The sequence below is a fragment of the Paraburkholderia phenoliruptrix genome, assembly GCF_019511605.1.
Lineage (GTDB): Bacteria > Pseudomonadota > Gammaproteobacteria > Burkholderiales > Burkholderiaceae > Paraburkholderia > Paraburkholderia phenoliruptrix_A.
Genome location: NZ_JAEUAV010000016.1, coordinates 1 through 17,788 on the forward strand (window position 1 = coordinate 1; position 17,788 = coordinate 17,788).

Here is a 17,788-nt window from a genome sequence, read left to right on the forward strand (position 1 = left end):
GCCCCTAAAAGCCCAATCCCCGCCGCCCCACTTTCGCGCCGGGCGACTTCCCGATAACCTGCTAAAATACTCGGTTTTTCGCCGATATCACATTCAAAGGGACGCGCCGTGCTGTCTACTGCCAACATCACCATGCAATTCGGGCCAAAGCCCCTGTTCGAGAACATCTCGGTCAAATTCGGGGAAGGGAACCGCTATGGCCTGATCGGGGCGAACGGCTGCGGTAAATCCACCTTCATGAAGATCCTCGGTGGGGATCTTGAGCCGAGTTCGGGCAACGTCATGCTCGAGCCGAACGTGCGCCTCGGCAAGCTGCGCCAGGACCAGTTCGCCTATGAAGACGTGCGCGTGCTCGACGTCGTCATGATGGGCCACACCGAAATGTGGGCCGCGATGACCGAACGCGACGCGATCTACGCGAACCCCGACGCGACCGACGACGACTACATGCACGCCGCCGAACTCGAAGCGAAGTTCGCGGAATACGACGGCTACACGGCCGAAGCGCGCGCCGGCGAACTGCTGCTCGGCATCGGCATCGCAATTGAAGATCACAACGGCCCGATGAGCAACGTTGCGCCGGGCTGGAAACTGCGCGTGCTGCTCGCGCAGGCGCTGTTCTCGAAGCCGGACGTGCTGCTGCTCGACGAACCGACCAACAACCTGGACATCAACTCGATCCGTTGGCTGGAAGACGTGCTGAACCAGTACAACTCGACGATGATCATCATCTCGCACGACCGGCACTTCCTGAACCAGGTGTGCACGCACATGGCCGACATGGACTACGGCACGCTCAAGGTCTATCCGGGCAACTACGACGACTACATGCTGGCGAGCACCCAGGCGCGCGAGCGCCAGCAGGCCGCCAACGCCAAGGCGAAGGAGCGCGTGGCCGACCTGCAGGACTTCGTGCGCCGCTTCTCGGCCAACAAGTCGAAGGCACGCCAGGCTACCAGCCGTCTGAAGATGATCGACAAGATCAAGATCGAGGAATTCAAGCCGTCGTCGCGGCAGAATCCGTTTATCCGCTTCGAATTCGAAAAGAAGTTGCACAACATCGCGGTGGTCGCGGAGAGCATTTCGAAGAAGTATGAGCGCACCATCTTCAACAACTTCAGCATCAGCGTGCAGCCGGGCGAGCGCATTGCGATCATCGGGGAGAACGGCGCGGGCAAGACCACGCTGCTGCGTGCTCTGCTCGGCAATCTGCAACTCGATCACGGCACCGTGAAGTGGGCCGAGAACGCGAACATCGGCTACATGCCGCAGGACACGTACGAAGAGTTTCCGAACGACGTCACGTTGATGGAGTGGATCGACGCCTACCGCAAGGAAGGCGACGACGAGCAGATGGTGCGCGGCACGCTCGGCCGCCTGCTCTTTAATGCCGACGACATCCGCAAGTCGGTCAAAGTATTGTCGGGCGGCGAGAAGGGCCGCATGATCTGGGGCAAGCTGATGCTTGGCCGCCACAACGTGCTGATGATGGACGAGCCGACCAATCACATGGACATGGAATCGATCGAGTCGCTGCAAATCGCGCTCGATAAATTCGAAGGCACGCTGATTTTCGTCTCGCACGACCGCGAGTTCGTGAGCGGCCTCGCGAACCGCATCATCGAAGTGAAAACGGACGGCACCCTGAACGACTTTGGCGGCAATTACGAGGACTTTCTGGCGAGCCAGGGCGTGCAGTAAATGCAGTAAAGCCCGCTGGCCGGACCGGATCAGGTTCGCGAAAGAGAAAGCCCGCTTCTTCGAAGCGGGCTTTTTTCATGGCGCCGGCCTCGCGCGTGCCGGGCGCGCGCCGCAAACACCGAGCCTTCGCGCGACGCTGGTTAGAATAGACCAACCAACATCCGAGCGAGGGGCGATCATCATGAAGACCTACGACAAACTCTATATCGACGGCAAATGGATCGCGCCGTGCGGCACCGGCACTATCGACGTGATCGACTCCGGCACCGAGCAGGTGATGGGACGCATCCCCGAAGGCGTCGAGGCCGACGCCGAAAGTGCAATTGCGGCCGCGCGCGTGGCCTTCGACGGCTGGGCTGCCACGAGCGCCGCACAGCGCGGCGACTATCTGGAGCGCATCGCGGCGAACCTCAAAGCACGCACGGACGAGCTGGCCGCGCTGATCGCAGGCGAAGTCGGCATGCCGCTGAAGCTCACGCGCGCAATCCAGGTGGGCAGCCCCGTCTACAACTGGAGCGCGTATGCGCAGCTTGCGAGGAGCTTCGAGTTCGAGAAGCGCGTCGGCAATTCGCTGGTCGTGCGCGAGCCGGTCGGCGTGGTCGCTGCAATCACACCTTGGAACTATCCGCTCAATCAGATCACGCTGAAGGTCGCGGCGGCGCTCGCGGCCGGTTGCACGGTGGTGCTCAAACCGTCGGAGGTCGCGCCGCTCAATGCGTTCGTGTTGGCCCAGGCGATTCACGAAGCCGGGTTGCCCGCCGGCGTGTTCAACCTGGTGAGCGGTTACGGGCCGGTGGTCGGAGAAGTGCTGGCGAGCCATCCATCGGTGGACATGGTGTCGTTCACAGGCTCGACTCGCGCGGGCAAGCGCGTGTCGGAACTGGCGTCGGCGACGGTCAAGCGCGTTGCGCTCGAACTGGGCGGCAAGTCGGCGTCCGTCATTCTCGACGACGCCGATTTTGCCGCCGCCGTGAAAGGCACCGTGAGCGCGTGCTTTCTGAACTCGGGGCAGACGTGCTCCGCGCACACGCGCATGCTGGTGCCCGAAGCGCGCTACGACGAAGCACGCGCGCTCGCGAAACAGGCGGCCGAGAGCTATGTGCCGGGCGACCCGCGCGATGAGAAAGCTCGTCTCGGGCCGCTCGCGTCCGCGGTGCAGCAGGCACGCGTGCAGCAGTACATCGCGAAGGGTATCGAAGAGGGCGCCGAACTGGTGACGGGCGGCGCGGGGCTGCCTGACGGCCTGTCGAAAGGCTTTTTCGTCAGGCCGACCGTTTTCGGCCGCGTGCATCCGAAGGCAACGATCGCGCAAGAAGAAATCTTCGGCCCGGTGCTGTCCATTCTGACCTACAAGGACGAAGAGGAAGCGATTCGGATTGCCAACGATTCGCCCTACGGCCTCGGCGGCGCGGTATGGGCCGGCAGCGACGAGCGGGCGCAAGCCGTTGCGCGCCGCCTGCGCACGGGCCAGGTGGACATCAACGGCGGCGCGTGGAATATGGCGGCGCCGTTCGGCGGCTTCAAGCAATCGGGCTTTGGCCGCGAGAACGGCGTGTACGGTCTCGAGGAATATCTCGAGTTCAAGTCGATGCAATTCAAAGTGTGATAAGCATGACCGGCGTCAATGTTCACGCGGATGCGGCCCGCGCGATCGCATGCAGATTGACCTGAAGCAACGCCGCGCGCGCCCGACGGACGATTATCCACGCTTCGATAATCGTCCGTCGGGTCCGCCATGCTTCACTCTCATTCGTTTTCTCCGCTAGTCATTCGTGGCCGCTCGTTACTGCCCATCGTGCAGGGCGGCATGGGCGTCGGCATTTCGGCGCATCGTCTCGCCGGCAGCGTTGCGCGCGAGGGCGCGCTCGGCACGATCGCCAGCATCGACCTGCGCCACCACCATCCCGATCTCGTCGAACGTTGCCGCGAATCGCCCGATCGCGCCACGCTCGAACAAGCGAATCTCACGGCGCTCGCGCGCGAAATCCACGCGGCGAAGAAACTCAGCGAAGGCCGCGGCATGATTGCCGTCAACGTGATGAAGGCAGTCAGCGCGCAGGCGGACTACGTGCGCGTTGCCTGCGAGAACGGCGCCGACGCGATCGTCATGGGCGCCGGCCTGCCGCTCGACCTGCCGGAGATGACGCAGGGCTACGACATTGCGCTCATTCCGATTCTGTCGGACAGCCGCGGCGTTGCGCTCGTGCTGAAGAAGTGGATGAAGAAGGGCCGCTTGCCCGACGCAGTGGTGATCGAGCATCCGGCGCACGCGGGCGGCCATCTTGGCGTGACCAACCTCGCGGACATGAACGATCAGCGCTTCGGCTTCATGCGAATTCTCGAGGAGCTGGAGGCCGTATTCGCCTCGCTCGGCGTGGATCGCAAACAGGTGCCGCTGATTCTTGCGGGCGGCATCAACAGCCATGAGGCCGTGCGGGCGCTGCTGAACGCGGGCGCAAGCGGGGTGCAGCTCGGCACGCCGTTCGCGGTGACCGAGGAAGGCGACGCGCATCCGAATTTCAAACGCGTGCTGGCCGAGGCTGCGCCGGAAGACATCGTCGAATTTGTCAGCGTGACCGGTTTGCCCGCGCGAGCGGTGAGAACACCGTGGCTTACACGCTATTTGCGGCATGAGGCGCGCATTCGCGAGAAGATCGGCGCGCTCAAACATGCGTGCCCGACCGCGCTCGAATGCCTGAACGTGTGCGGCTTGCGTGACGGCGTCGAAAAATTCGGGCATTTCTGCATCGACACGCGGCTGGCCGCCGCATTGCGCGGCGACGTGGCGAACGGCCTCTTTTTCCGCGGCAAGGAAGCGCTGCCGTTCGGCTCGGCGATTCGCAGCGTGCACGACCTCATTGAACTGCTGCTGACCGGCGTGGCGCGACCGGCTGTCGCAGGGCGCTGGGCGTTCTCGCTCGGTTGATGCGAGTCAAACTGTCGCGCGGCCTGAACTTCCACAATCCCCACATATCATCAATAACGGGGAAGGGAAATGAAAGTCTCGCTCAGTAACACCGCCAGTAACACCATCAGTAGCACCATCAGGACCGCTGCAATTGCTTCCGCGCTACTGTGCGCAACGGCGCTGAGTGCGCCCGCGCATGCAGCGGGCGACGACTCGATGAGCGGCATTCACGCCGGCGACGTGCTCGTGCGTCTGCGCGCAATCAGCATCATGCCGAGCGTTTCGACGACGGGAACGCTGTCAACGCTGCATACCGACGTGAACAACGCGACCGTGCCGGAGCTCGATTTCACCTACATGATTCGCGACAACATCGGCGTCGAACTGATTCTCGGCACTTCGCGGCATCAGCTCACGTCGAGCATCGGCGGCTTGGGTGGCGTGAACGTGCTGCCGCCCACGTTGCTGCTGCAGTACCACTTCAATCACGCCGGGCGCGTGCGTCCCTATGTCGGCGCGGGTTTGAATTACACGCTGTTCTACAACAACGGGCTGCACGCCGGCGCTCAGCCGGTGTCGATCCGCAATCACAGCTTCGGTCCGGCGCTGCAGGCCGGCGTGGACGTGCAGGTGACGAAGACACTGTTCGTCAACGCGGACATCAAGAAGATCTGGATGCACACTGACGCGTCGCTCGGCGCTCAGCCGCTCGGCCGCGTCAGCATCGATCCGGTGGTGGTGGGGCTTGGCGTCGGCATGCGCTTCTGAGTGATGAACCGGCGCGTGGCGTAAGCCGCATCGCCGGGGCGGCTCGCCGAACCTTTCAAGGAGCGTCACAACAAACGGCTCAAGAAGCGCCCGGCGATCCCTCAGAGCTTGTCATTCTGGAAGCGCATGGCCGTGCCTTCCTGCTCGATGCGCGCCCACACGGCGCGCTTTTCCTCGTCGCTCAGGAACACCCAGTTCGACACCTCGCCGGCCGTGCGGCCGCAGCCTTTGCAGACTTCGTCGAAAAGTGTCGAACACACGCCAATGCATGGGCTGTCGGGAAGAGCGTGGAGATTGGAAGCCATCTGGAACCTTGCATCGGGAAAGCGGAGTGCCGCTATGTTAACCGATACGTAAGCGCGGCGTGGCGGCGGCCCCGGATGCCGATGGCCGTCGTCCGTCGCCCGTCGCCCGTCGCCCGTCGTTTCATCGCGCGATGCTGAAGCCAATGCGCGCCATCCAGTGCTGGCGGTTGTTGTAGTCGAGCAGATCTTCGCCGTAGCCGTTGAAATAGCCGGCCCACAGATAGCCGCCCCACGCGCTGCCGAGCAGCTTCGCGAGCGGATAGGTAAATTGCGTGTCGATGCTGCCGTACCAGTGCTTGGTGCCTTTGCGCAGCGTGGTGGCCAACTGCCAGCCGTCGGGGCTGCCGTACTTGACCAGCAGGTCCACGTAACCGCGATAGGCCGCAATGTCGGGGTTGTTCTTCGTGCCGACGTAGTAGTAGATTTTCGGCGACACGGTCAGATGGTTCGCTGCCAGGTCGCCGAATTCCCACGTCGGGCGGATAAACGGCATGTTGATGCTGCGCGAATCGTCGCCGCCCTTGCCGTTCGATTCATGCGCAATGCCGGCCGCAAAGCCCATGCGCGTGAAGAAGGGACTGCGCCAGCCCGTGTCCGGCACGTAATAGAACAACTGCGGCGAGTAGGTGGTGTCGCGAAACGGCCGCGATTCCGCGGAGAGATCCCATATCGAGGTTTGCGTGTACGCGAAGTACAGGTTGTCGGTAAATGCTTTCGAGCGCAGATCGTCCGGAATGCGCAGGCGATACTTGAAGCTCAGTTGCAGCCGGGCATTGGTGTCGCCGTTGTGGCCGAAGGCGATATACATCGGCTCGTAATAGGAGACGTGCGCGAAGACGCCGCGTCCGGTTGTCGACAGCGAGTCTCCGGGCGGCGAGATCGCGTCGCCCGTGGGGCCGTCGAGCGCGGCCGCCGTCGCTGCGGCCTGGGCGGGCGTGCTGGCCTTGCTCTCGTTGCGCTCGGCCTGCGCGATCGCATCCTGCTCGGGGCCACGATTGATCACGACGAGCGCCGGGGAAGCGTCAAAGCCAATCGGATCGATACGCACCTCCCCGCGTGCCGACTCGGGCCACGGCGCCGTGAAGCGCACCTTGCGGAACTGCCCCGGCCGCAGACGCAGCGTGCTGGGCACGCCCGCTTCGCGCGCGAGTTCAAGCGGCCGCGGAGACTGCTCACCGCCGCTCAGATTCACGCGCAAGGTCTGCGGCACGGTGACGGTCAGCGCAGTGCCGTCGTCGGCGGCATAGAGCAGCGTGATCTGCAGCGGCTCGTTGGCTGCGGCGATGCGCGCCGGCTGTAGCATCGAGACCGTGGCAGACGCCTCGCCGCAAACCGCGCTCAACAAGGCCAGCGCGGCGAGGGCGCGAGCCGGCCCGCCGCGCTTTTGGTAGTTGGATGCCCGGCGGTGCCTCGCAAGGCTGCAGGGCGTGAAGCGGTCGAACAGAGCGGCAAGGAACGCGAGGCTGATAGCAACAAAATGCATAGGCTGTCGTCCGGAAGCGGGGGCTTGGAGTTCAACGGCGCGACGCGTGTCGGGTAGGCATCATGCCCGATGCATCGCATTTCATCGGCTCGCCGGCTTTGGGGCGAGACGCGTGCAGATAGAAACGAGTAGAACCGAATAGAAAAAACAGAAAACCTGGTGGCACAACAGGGCTGCCGCGATTGCAGCGCGGCCATTCGAATTACGGCAGCAGATGGCTGCGCCGCCGCGCGCAGCAGCGCGGCGCACACGTCAAGACCGACAGAATATTTACAAGTTCACTACGCCGCCCGCCGAAAGCCGGGTAGCTGCTGCCCGGCCTCGCGCCTTAGTCGCCGAATGCGGCCTGCCACAGCAGCGCGCCGTTGAGCACGATGATGAAGCTCGCGGACATCCACGCGAGCACGAGCGGCACGCCGCGCACGCGCCAGCTTCGCATCAGGCGGGCATCGGACGCATAGCGGATCAGCGGCACCACCGCGAGCGGCAATTGCAGGCTCAGCACCACCTGGCTTGCGACCAGCAACTGATTCGAGCCTTGCTGGCCGAACATCGTCACGGCCACGAGTGCTGGTCCGATCGCGAGAGCGCGCGTGAGCAGTGCGCGTTTCCAGCGCGGCAGGCGCAATTGCAGAAAGCCTTCCATCACCGCCTGGCCCGCCAGCGTGCCCGTGACGGTCGCGCTCAGGCCGCACGCGAGCAGCGCTGCGGCAAACAGAATGCCGGCCCAGCGCGTGCCTAGCAGCGGCGCGATCAGACGATGCGCGTCCGCGAGATCGGTGACGTCGCGGTGGCCACTTGAATAGAACACGGCCGCGGCGACAATCAGCAACGCGGCATTGATCACGAACGCAAACAGAAGGGAGCCGATGGTGTCGATATTGACGACCTGCAATGCGGCCCGGATCTGCGCGTCGCTGCTCTCGGGGGCATGGTGCTTGACGAGCGACGAGTGCAGATAGAGGTTGTGCGGCATGACCGTCGCCCCGACGATGCCGGCCGCGAGCCACAGCATGCCCGCGTTGCGCAGCAGTTCGGGACTCGGCGCGGTGCCGGCCAGCGCCGCGTGCCAGTCGGGCCGCGCGAGCGCCAGTTCGATGACGAAGCACAGTCCGACGAAGCCGATCAGCGACGCGATCACCGCTTCGAGCTTGCGGCCGCCTTGCTGCTGGAGCGCGAGCAGCGCGAACGTGCATACGGCCGACATCAGCACGCCGACCGTCAGCGAGACGCCCAGCAGCAATTGCAAGGCGACGGCGCTGCCGACCACTTCGGCGACGTCGCAGGCGATGATCGCCACCTCGCTGGTAAGCCACAGGAAGATTGTGCGGCGGGGCCCCGAACGCTCGCGGCAGACCTGCGCGAGATCGCACCCGGTGACGACGCCGAGCCGCGACGACAGCCATTGCAGCAGCATTGCCATCAGGCTGGAGAGCACCACCATGCCGAGCAACTGGTAGCCGTAGCCGGCGCCCGCGCCGAGCGCTGTCGCCCAGTTGCCGGGATCGATATAGCCGACGGCGATCAGCGCGCCTGCGCCGACGAACGAGAACCAGTGCGCCGGTCCTCCTTGGGGCAGACGCGGGCGGCGGTTGTGGCGCAGCGCAAACGGATTGGTATTCATGGATGCCTGAGGTCAAGGACTGCCTGAATCCGCAAGGCGTGTGCCTGGAGGCAGCCGGCAGTCGCTGGCAAGCGGGCAGACGCCAGGCGCTGCATTCCCCCAGCGATGGCGGCTCGTGACTTGCCCGATGCCTTTGTCAGCCGCGAACCGCGCTTACGCGAAGCCCGGGCGCCCGCGCGGGCGGGACAGCCAAAGCGTCGCGCAACCGCCACGAGGCAGTCGGCAAACCCGCCGCGCACCAACGCCCCCGAGTGCCGGCCGAGCGCCTCGCCCGGCTGCCGCCCGCTCGTCGCCTTGCTTCCCCGGCTTTTTTTCAGGTAGACATGCGCCTATAACCCGCTAAAATTGCGCCCATTTTCCGCCGGCACGGCTTACGCTGTACCGTTTGCGCGACACTGCGGCATTTTTTTTGGTCCGCGCAATAATTGATGGTAGTTTTCGGGTTTTTCAGGGGAGCCGCAGGCGCAGCGTGGTCGCTGCATCGCGGCGTGCGTGAGGAGGGCCGGCTCGGGCCGGTCACATCGGAGAACGGGATGAAAAGACGGGTATTGGGGCAAGTGGCTGCGCTGGTCTTGTGCGCGGCGCCGTGGCTGACGGCGGCAGCCAAAGATACGCAGCTCAACGTGTACAACTGGTCCGATTACATCGCCAAGGACACCATTCCGAACTTCACCAAGCAGACCGGTGTGCAGGTCAAGTACGACAACTATGACAGCGACGACACGCTGCAAGCCAAGCTGCTGACAGGCAATTCCGGCTACGACATCGTCGTGCCGACCAGCAATTACGCCGGCAAGCAGATTGCCGCCGGCATCTTCGCGCCGCTCGACAAATCGAAGCTGCCCAATCTGAAGTATCTCGACCCGTCGCTGATGGCGCTCGTCGCCGGCGCCGATCCGGGCAACAAGTTCACGGTGCCCTGGGCCTACGGCACGACCGGGCTGGGCTATAACGTCACGAAGGCCCAGCAGATTCTGGGCAAGAACGTGCCGCTCGATAACTGGGACATCCTCTTCAAGCCGGAAAACATCTCGAAGCTGAAGGCCTGCGGCGTGTCCGTGCTGGACGCGCCGGACCAGATGTTCGCCGCCGCGCTTCATTACATCGGCAAGGATCCGATGAGCACGAACCCGGCCGACTACCGCGCCGCGCTCGCCATGCTGAAGAAAATCCGTCCGTACATCACGCAGTTCAACTCGTCGGGCTATATCAACGACCTGGTCGGCGGGGACGTCTGCTTCGCATACGGCTGGTCGGGCGACGTCGTGATTGCGAAGCATCGCGCGATCGAGGCGAAGAAGCCCTACAAGATCGAGTATTACATTCCGAAGGGCGGCGCCCCGGTCTGGTTCGACGTGATGGCAATTCCGAAGGACGCGAAGAACAAGGAAGCCGCGCTCGAGTGGATCAACTACATCGAAACGCCGCAAGTTCATGCTGCGATCACCAACGCTGTCTACTACCCGAGCGCCAACCTCGAAGCGCGCAAATACGTGGACAAGGACGTCGCCAACGACCCGGCCGTGTACCCACCGCCTGACGTCATCAAGACGTTGTTCCTGTTGAAGCCGCTGCCACCCGAAGTTCAGCGGCTGCAGACGCGGCTGTGGACCGAGTTCAAGTCCGGCCGCTGACCCACGGCCACAGGGAACGGGTCGGCATCATCAAGAAGCCCTCGGTTGTTCACCGGGGGCTTTGTTCGTCAAACGCCGGAGTAAAGCATTGTGATGAGTAGTGAGCAGTCGGGCGCGCTGGACCGCACGGCCGGGCCGTCCACCGGCGGCAACGCCGCAAGCGGTGAGGCAGCCGGGAATTTCGTGCAGATCGTCGACGTCGTGAAGAAGTTCGGCGAGACCACGGCGGTCAAAGGGGTGAATCTGTCGGTGCAAAAGGGTGAGCTGTTCGCGCTGCTCGGCAGTTCCGGCTGCGGCAAGTCGACCTTGCTGCGCATGCTGGCCGGGCTGGAGACCGTGACCTCGGGCAAGATCCTGATCGACGGCGAAGACCTCGCGCAACTGCCGCCGTATCGCCGGCCGGTCAACATGATGTTCCAGTCGTACGCGCTCTTTCCGCACATGACGGTGGAGTCGAACGTGGCGTTCGGCCTGAAGCAGGAGGGCGTGCCCAAGGCCGAACTGAAGGAGCGCGTGCAAACCGCGCTCGAACTGGTGCAGATGGGCCGCTTCGCGAAGCGCAAGCCGCATCAGCTCTCCGGCGGCCAGCAGCAGCGCGTCGCGCTCGCGCGCTCGCTGGTCAAGCGGCCCAAGCTGCTGCTGCTCGACGAACCCATGTCCGCGCTCGACAAGCAGATCCGCCAGCGCACGCAAATCGAACTCGTGAACATTCTGGACAAGGTGGGCGTGACCTGCATCATGGTCACGCACGATCAGGAAGAAGCGATGACCATGGCGAGCCGCCTTGCCGTGATGAGCGAAGGCGAGATCGTGCAGCTCGGCACGCCGCACGAGGTCTACGAGTATCCGAACAGCCGTTTTTCGGCGGAATTCATCGGCTCGACCAATCTGTTCGAAGGCCACACGGTCGAGGACGAGCCTGACCACGTCTTCATCGAAACGCCGGATCTCACCACCCGGCTCTATGTGAGCCACGGCATTACGGGCCCGCTCGGCATGCCGGTGACCATCTCGGTGCGGCCCGAGCGCATCGCGCTCACGCGCAAGCCGCCCGAGGGCGCGTTCAACTGGGGCAAGGGCGTGGTCTCCAATATCGCTTACATGGGCGGCTACTCGCTGTATCACGTGAAGCTGGAAGGCGGCAAGACGGTGATTGCGAACGTTACGAGCCTCGCGCTCACCGAAATCGATCCGCCCACGTGGGGCGACGAGGTGTACGTGCGCTGGAGCGCCTCCGCCGGTGTGGTGCTGACGTCATGAAGCACCTGTTCGACTCGTTCCTGAACTGGCCGGTGCGGCGCTTTAACCTGACCGGGCGCACGGCGGTGGTGGCTGGTCCGTTCGTCTGGCTGCTGCTGTTTTTCCTCGTACCGTTTCTGCTGGTCGTGAAGATCAGCTTTGCCGATCTGCAACTGGGCATTCCGCCGTACACGGAGCTCACGAATTTCACCGACGGCGCGCTGAATATCAAGCTCGATCTGTCGCATTACGCGTTTCTCGTCACGGACAGCCTTTATTTCGCGACGTACGTGAATTCGGTGGTGGTGGCGGCGATTTCCACGCTGCTGTGCCTGCTGATTGGTTATCCAATGGCGTATTACATTGCGCGTTCGGACCCGGCGCGCCGTAATCTGCTGATGATGGCCGTCATGCTGCCGTTCTGGACGTCGTTTCTGATTCGCGTGTATGCGTGGATCGGCATTCTGAAAAACAACGGTCTGCTAAACAATTTTCTGATGTCGATCGGCCTGATCCATTCGCCTATCGAGCTGTATCACACGAATACCGCCGTGTATATCGGCATGGTGTATTCGTACCTGCCGTTTCTCGTGATGCCGTTGTACGCGCATCTCGTGAAAATGGACATGACCTTGCTGGAAGCCGCTTACGACCTCGGCGCGAAGCCGTGGAAGGCGTTCTGGCAGATCACCTTGCCGCTGTCGAAAAACGGCATTATTGCCGGCTGTCTGCTGGTGTTCATTCCCGCAGTGGGCGAGTACGTGATTCCGGAACTGCTCGGCGGCGCGAATACGCTGATGATCGGCCGCGTCATGTGGAATGAGTTCTTCGACAACGCCGACTGGCCGATGGCGTCGGCCGTAACCTGTGCAATGGTGTTGCTGCTGCTGGTGCCAATGGCGTTCTTCCAGTACGCGCAGGCGAAGGCGATGGAGGAGCGACGCTAATGAAGCCGAACCGGATCTTGCAGTTCACCGCGCTGGCGCTCGGCTTTCTGTTTCTTTATGTGCCGATCATCAGTCTGATCGTCTATTCGTTCAACGAATCGCAGCTTGTCACCGTGTGGACGCGTTTTTCGACGCGCTGGTATGCGGCCTTGCTGCACGACGACGAACTGATCGCGGCTGCATGGCTGTCGTTGCGAGTGGCGGTGCTGACCGCGTTTGCGTCGGTGGTCATCGGCACGTGGGCGGGTTTCGTGCTTGCGCGCATGGGCCGTTTTCGCGGGTTCACGCTGTACACCGGCATGATCAATGCGCCGCTGGTGATTCCCGAAGTGATTCAGGGCATATCGCTGCTGCTGCTCTTCATCGAAATGGCGAAATGGTTCGGGTGGCCGGCGGGACGCGGCATCTTCACGATCTGGATCGGCCACGTGATGCTGTGCATTTCGTACGTGGCGATTATCGTGCAATCACGCGTGAAGGAACTGCATCCCTCGCTGGAAGAAGCGGCGCTCGACCTTGGCGCAACCCCGGTGCGAGTGTTTTTCTCGATCACGTTGCCGTTGATTTCTCAGGCGCTGGTGTCCGGATGGCTGCTGTCTTTCACGCTGTCCATCGACGATCTGGTTCTGTCGGCGTTTCTCTCGGGGCCCGGGTCGACGACGCTGCCGCTGGTGGTGTTCTCGCGCGTCAGGTTGGGGCTGAATCCCGAGATGAATGCGTTGGCGACCTTGTTTATCGCAGTGGTGACCGTGGGCGTGGTGGCGGTCAACTATTTCATGCAGCGGGCGGAAAAAAGGCGCGTGGGGCTTGCATGAGTGGTTGTCGCCACGAGGGTCTGGATAACGGCTAAACCCGATATCCGATTCTCACGCCGCCCCAATGCCGCCCCTGCACGTACACCGGGGCGGACGCGTCTTTCATCAGCACGAACTCGCCGCCGCCCATATCGCGCCGATAGGTTTGCAGCAGAAACTTCTTGGTATGCGAGCCGGCCGCGAGGCCCGTGCGGTCGTTAAAAATGCGCCGGTTCCGGCAATTGGCCATATTCCACACCACGTCGTCGCGCTGCGGCAAAGAGAACTTTAAATTGTGCGTCGGCAGATAACCGCGCACGTCGATCGCCGCACAAAATGCGACTCGCGGGTCGAGTTCGAGCAAGGGCTCCTGAATCGCCGGCAATACCCGATCGGTAAATGCCGTGAAGCGCGTCATGAACTGCTGGGGATTGCTGCCCGGCACCGGCACGTAGTGTTGATCGAACAGATCGTCGAGCGAAATTTCGCCACGCGCGACGGCCGCCTCGAACACCTTGCTGACGGCCGCGGCCGCATTCTGCACCGCTTCGATAAAGCGGGTGTCAGTGGTTTCCACGCCTGCGGCCGCCGTCAGTTCGATCAGCGTCTCGGACACGCCGAGCAGATTGCCGAGCCGGTCTTTCGCCTGCACGAAGTTTTCGCTGGAATCTTCGACGCCGCTTGCCATTTCCAGCACCTGCGCCTCCAGTCCGCCGCACTGCGTTTCGATCTCGCCGGTGAGCGCGGCGATCTGTTCGGCCTCGTTGTTCAGGTGCGCGATCGCGTCGCCCGTCGAATGAACGACGTCGCCGATCCTGCGCGTGCCTTCGCGCACGCGATGGGCTCGCTCGGTATTCACCGAGCCTTCGTTGATCAGTTGCTCGGTCTGCTGCGTGAGCTCCGCGAGCGTGGTTTCGATCTGACCGGTCGCCTGCGCGGTCTTCGCCGAGAGGTTCTTCACCTCGGCCGCCACAACAGCGAAACTGCGGCCCGATTCACCGGCGCGCGCGGCTTCAATCGCGGCATTGAGCGCGAGCAGATGCGTTTGCCGCGCGATCAGCGAGATTTCCTCGGAGACGCGGCTCACATGCGCTAGCGCGCTGCGCAAAGCGCCGATCTGGCTTTCGATCACCGTTACGCCTTCCACCAGACCGTGAATGTCGGCGAGCGATGCTTCCAGCGTCTGTTGCGACTCCTGCACCCCGGTCGCCGCCTGCGCCGATACATCGCGCATACCGCGCGCGGCCGTTGCGATGCGATGATTGCCTGCGAGCGTCTGCGCGGCGGACTCGCGCAGCGCCCGGCACACCTGCGCCTGATGCTGCACGCGAGCGGCGACCTCGTCGACGTGGCCCGAGACATCGCAGATTTCGATACCCAGTTTGCCGGCTTGCGCGGCGATATCGCCGACGACCCCTTGTGAACGGGCCGACCGCCGAAAGCTGAAACGCGACATGAACGTCTCCTAGATGACGCTGGCGACGCTGGGTTTTGCGCGCTGACCGAGCGCGAACACAGCGTCTTCTCGATGCGTTTACGGCTGGGTTTCGGCCGACTTGATGCGGGGTATCCCTCAGTCGGTATCATGTGCGCTGCGGCGGCGCTCCGCGCTCGAGCTCTCCGGCAAGCGGGCTGCAGCCGTTCCTTACCCACGGTAACAATGATCGATTCCTTCGCGCGTGTTTCGGGCTGGCAACAGCTCTATCATCTTTGGCAACTGCTCGTCATGCTCTGCCAGTTTCTGTGGAGCCTGCTGCGTTTTCTCGGCGGCGGCGCCTAGGCGTGAGCGCTGCCGCCCGCGCTCAAGCCCGCGTGCGACGTGTGTGTTCGTCCGAGGAGTGCAGCGTAGTTGTGCTTTCGCGCGGCAGGCCGAGAAAAGCGCGCAAGTCGGCGAGCACGCGCTCCGGCGCTTCTTCCATTGGGATATGCCCGAGGCCCGGATACATCACCGACTTTGCATCCGGAATGCGCCGGGCGAATTCAGCCGCATGCGCGGTCGGAATCCAGCGGTCTTTCGCGCCCCACAACACGAGCGTCGGAACTGCCAGTGTGGTCAGAACGTTGGTGTCCAGTTCGGCGAAGTCGAGCGTGGGCACCATTTTGCCGATCGCAGTGCGCGTGCCTTCGCCGTGAAAGAACTCGACATAGCGTCGCAGCGTGTGCGGGTCGAGCTTGCGCGGATCGCCGTACACGTTGCGCACCGCGCTTCTGATAATCGCTTCGGGCAGCCAGCGCGGCGAAGTTGCGCGTACCAGCGCGCTGTTGAAAAGGCCGATGTAGATGGGCAGCCGCATCGGAAAGCCTGCGGAATCGATCAGCACGAGGCGCTCGACGGCCTCGCGATGCCGGACCGCGTAGTCCCACGAAATCAGCCCGCCAAGCGAATTGCCGATGAACGTCGCGCGCGTAATGCCGAGTGCCTGCAAGAAGGTGTCGATGAAACGCCGGTAGGTCGGCAGGTTCATCGTTTCGATTGCGCCTGTAGCGGAGCGCAGCGGGCCCGTTACGCCGAACGGCGGCAGATCGAGGCGGATCACGCGGTAAGCGCGCTTGAGTTCATCCGCGACACGGTTCCACGTGTGCAGCGAAGAGGCAAAACCATGAATCATCACGATGATGTCGCCGCTGCCTTCGTCCACGTAATGCACGTCCGCGCCCATGATGCCGATGAACTTCGAGCCGCTTTGCGTATAGCGGCGCCGCAATTCGTCGCGCGGCACGCTCGTAATGCCGAGGCGGGCGGCAAGCGGGCGGGGCGGCAGTGGAGCGGCGCCGCTGGATGCCGGTGAATTCGACGACTGCGGTTCGATGCTAGCCATGTTTTCCGTCTCCCTTTTGTTTGAACCGGACCTGCAATCGCACCCTGGCCGTCGCATGCATCAAGGCAGGAAGCGATAGTCGCGTGGCCGCGCGCGGCGCGTGCGCTTGCGAAAGCTGAACGTGAAGCCGGGCCACTGGGTGGTCACTTTGCCGCTTTGGGTCTGATACCAGCTGTGGCAGCCGCTGACCCACACCGAGCGCCGCATGTCCTCTTGCAGGCGCGTGTTGTAGTCGCGTTGCACGTCGGGCCGCAGGTTCATCGCACGCGCGTTGCGTTGACGCAGCACGCGCAGGCAATCGGCGATGTACTGCACTTGCGACTCGATCATGTAGATCATCGAGTTGTGGCCGAGGGACGTGTTGGGGCCGACGATCATGAAGTAATTGGGGAATTCCGCGATGCTCGTGCCGAGATACGCTTGCGCTCCGTCACGCAGCCACAGCGTGCCGAGGTCCGCGCCGCCGATACCCGTCACGTCAAAAGGCGGGCCCACGTCGTTGACCTGAAAGCCCGTGCCGCAAATGATCGCATCCACACGACGATGCACACCGTCCTCCGTAATAATGCCGTCCGCGACGATTTCACGGATGCCCGTGGTGATTACGTTCACGTTGGGTTCGACAAGCGCGCGATAGTAGTTGCTCGACAGCAGCACGCGCTTGCAGCCAAGGCGGTAATTCGGTGTGAGTTTCGCGCGCAGTTCCCAATCTTTGATGCGCCGCTCGAGGTAGCGCAGACACAGCTTCATCGGCCGGTTCATGAGATTTGGATTCCTCACGAATGCAAGGGCCTGCGATTCCAGCTTCCAGTAGATTGCGCTGCGCACGAGGCGCTGCGTGAAGGGCAGATGCTCGAACAGCCACTGCGCGCGCCGGCCGATGCGCTTGTCGGGCTTCGGCATGATCCACGGCGCCGTGCGCTGGAACAGATCGAGTTGCGCGACGCGCGGCTGGATTTGCGGCACGAACTGGATCGCGCTTGCGCCGGTGCCGATCACCGCGACGTGCTTGCCTTCGAGCGGATATGCATGGTCCCAGCGCGCGGAATGGAAGAGCTTGCCTTCAAAGCGTTCTATGCCGGCGATTCGCGGCATCGCCGGGCGCGACAGGCCGCCGCTCGCGGCAATCAGCACGTCGGCCTCGATCGTCTCGCGCATGCCGTGCGCATCGAGTTCTATGGCCCACACATAGCGCGCTTCATCAAAGCGCGCGGCCACCACGCGCGCATTGCAGCGCACGTACCGCTCCACGCCGTATTTGCTCGCGCAATGCTTCAGGTAGGCGAAAATCTCGGCCTGGCCGCTGAACACGCGCGACCACGCCGGGTTCGGTTCGAACGAAAACGAATACAGATGCGAGGGCACGTCGCAGCCGGCGCCCGGATAAGTGTTGTCGCGCCAGGTGCCGCCGATATCCGCGGCGGCTTCGTAGATCGTGAACGACGTGATGCCCATTTTTTGCAGCCGCACTGCCATGCCGATGCCGGAAAACCCGCTTCCCACGATCGCAATGCGCGGCGCGATGGCTGGTGTGAATGCGGCGGATGAAGCGGATGTCACGTCGGT

At 63.2% G+C, this 17,788-nt stretch carries 14 protein-coding genes; 8 read left to right on the plus strand and 6 right to left on the minus strand.

The window, feature by feature from the left end; all coding sequences use genetic code 11:
- The first annotated feature begins 108 nt into the window (after positions 1-108).
- The 4 genes from JNB89_RS19720 to JNB89_RS19735 all read left to right on the plus strand — a co-directional run bounded on the left by JNB89_RS19720 (position 109) and on the right by JNB89_RS19735 (position 5,377).
- On the plus strand, positions 109-1,701 hold the full coding sequence (locus JNB89_RS19720; RefSeq protein ID WP_135893768.1) for an ABC-F family ATPase: 1,593 nt from the start codon (positions 109-111) through the stop codon (positions 1,699-1,701).
- A gap of 181 nt (positions 1,702-1,882) precedes the next feature.
- Positions 1,883-3,307 (plus strand): aldehyde dehydrogenase family protein, encoded by a 1,425-nt coding sequence (locus JNB89_RS19725; RefSeq protein ID WP_220363328.1) that lies wholly within the window; start codon positions 1,883-1,885, stop codon positions 3,305-3,307.
- 129 nt (positions 3,308-3,436) lie between these two features.
- Positions 3,437-4,627 carry an NAD(P)H-dependent flavin oxidoreductase gene (locus JNB89_RS19730; RefSeq protein ID WP_220363329.1) on the plus strand — a complete coding sequence of 397 codons (1,191 nt, stop codon included), beginning with the start codon at positions 3,437-3,439 and terminating at the stop codon, positions 4,625-4,627.
- Between the two features lie 69 nt (positions 4,628-4,696).
- Positions 4,697-5,377: an OmpW/AlkL family protein gene (locus JNB89_RS19735; protein WP_220363330.1), complete on the plus strand. Its 681-nt coding sequence runs from the start codon at positions 4,697-4,699 to the stop codon at positions 5,375-5,377.
- A gap of 101 nt (positions 5,378-5,478) precedes the next feature.
- Here JNB89_RS19735 and JNB89_RS19740 read toward each other — a convergent pair whose 3' ends face one another.
- The 3 genes from JNB89_RS19740 to JNB89_RS19750 all read right to left on the minus strand — a co-directional run bounded on the left by JNB89_RS19740 (position 5,479) and on the right by JNB89_RS19750 (position 8,789).
- Positions 5,479-5,682, minus strand: coding sequence for a DUF1289 domain-containing protein (locus JNB89_RS19740; protein ID WP_027213691.1), 204 nt, complete (start codon positions 5,680-5,682; stop codon positions 5,479-5,481).
- Between the two features lie 121 nt (positions 5,683-5,803).
- The gene (locus tag JNB89_RS19745) at positions 5,804-7,165 is read right to left on the minus strand and encodes a phospholipase A (RefSeq protein ID WP_220363331.1); all 1,362 of its coding nucleotides are present in this window, start codon (positions 7,163-7,165) and stop codon (positions 5,804-5,806) included.
- 328 nt (positions 7,166-7,493) lie between these two features.
- The gene (locus tag JNB89_RS19750) at positions 7,494-8,789 is read right to left on the minus strand and encodes an Nramp family divalent metal transporter (RefSeq protein ID WP_220363332.1); all 1,296 of its coding nucleotides are present in this window, start codon (positions 8,787-8,789) and stop codon (positions 7,494-7,496) included.
- A 533-nt stretch (positions 8,790-9,322) separates the two neighbouring features.
- Here JNB89_RS19750 and JNB89_RS19755 point away from each other — a divergent pair.
- The 4 genes from JNB89_RS19755 to JNB89_RS19770 all read left to right on the plus strand — a co-directional run bounded on the left by JNB89_RS19755 (position 9,323) and on the right by JNB89_RS19770 (position 13,424).
- Positions 9,323-10,423: a polyamine ABC transporter substrate-binding protein gene (locus tag JNB89_RS19755; RefSeq protein WP_013339474.1), complete on the plus strand. Its 1,101-nt coding sequence runs from the start codon at positions 9,323-9,325 to the stop codon at positions 10,421-10,423.
- 93 nt (positions 10,424-10,516) lie between these two features.
- On the plus strand, positions 10,517-11,683 hold the full coding sequence (locus JNB89_RS19760; RefSeq protein ID WP_013339473.1) for an ABC transporter ATP-binding protein: 1,167 nt from the start codon (positions 10,517-10,519) through the stop codon (positions 11,681-11,683).
- Positions 11,680-12,609 (plus strand): ABC transporter permease subunit, encoded by a 930-nt coding sequence (locus JNB89_RS19765; RefSeq protein WP_013339472.1) that lies wholly within the window; start codon positions 11,680-11,682, stop codon positions 12,607-12,609. Before JNB89_RS19760 ends, JNB89_RS19765 begins: the two co-directional genes overlap by 4 nt.
- On the plus strand, positions 12,609-13,424 hold the full coding sequence (locus JNB89_RS19770) for an ABC transporter permease subunit (RefSeq protein ID WP_013339471.1): 816 nt from the start codon (positions 12,609-12,611) through the stop codon (positions 13,422-13,424). The genes JNB89_RS19765 and JNB89_RS19770 overlap by 1 nt, the downstream gene beginning before the upstream one ends.
- Before the next feature lie 31 nt (positions 13,425-13,455).
- Here JNB89_RS19770 and JNB89_RS19775 read toward each other — a convergent pair whose 3' ends face one another.
- From JNB89_RS19775 to JNB89_RS19785, 3 genes are all read right to left on the minus strand, one after another.
- Positions 13,456-14,859 carry a methyl-accepting chemotaxis protein gene (locus tag JNB89_RS19775; protein ID WP_013339470.1) on the minus strand — a complete coding sequence of 468 codons (1,404 nt, stop codon included), beginning with the start codon at positions 14,857-14,859 and terminating at the stop codon, positions 13,456-13,458.
- Between the two features lie 346 nt (positions 14,860-15,205).
- Positions 15,206-16,222, minus strand: coding sequence for an alpha/beta fold hydrolase (locus JNB89_RS19780; RefSeq protein ID WP_220363333.1), 1,017 nt, complete (start codon positions 16,220-16,222; stop codon positions 15,206-15,208).
- 60 nt (positions 16,223-16,282) lie between these two features.
- The gene (locus JNB89_RS19785; protein WP_220363334.1) at positions 16,283-17,782 is read right to left on the minus strand and encodes a flavin-containing monooxygenase; all 1,500 of its coding nucleotides are present in this window, start codon (positions 17,780-17,782) and stop codon (positions 16,283-16,285) included.
- Positions 17,783-17,788: the final 6 nt, after the last annotated feature.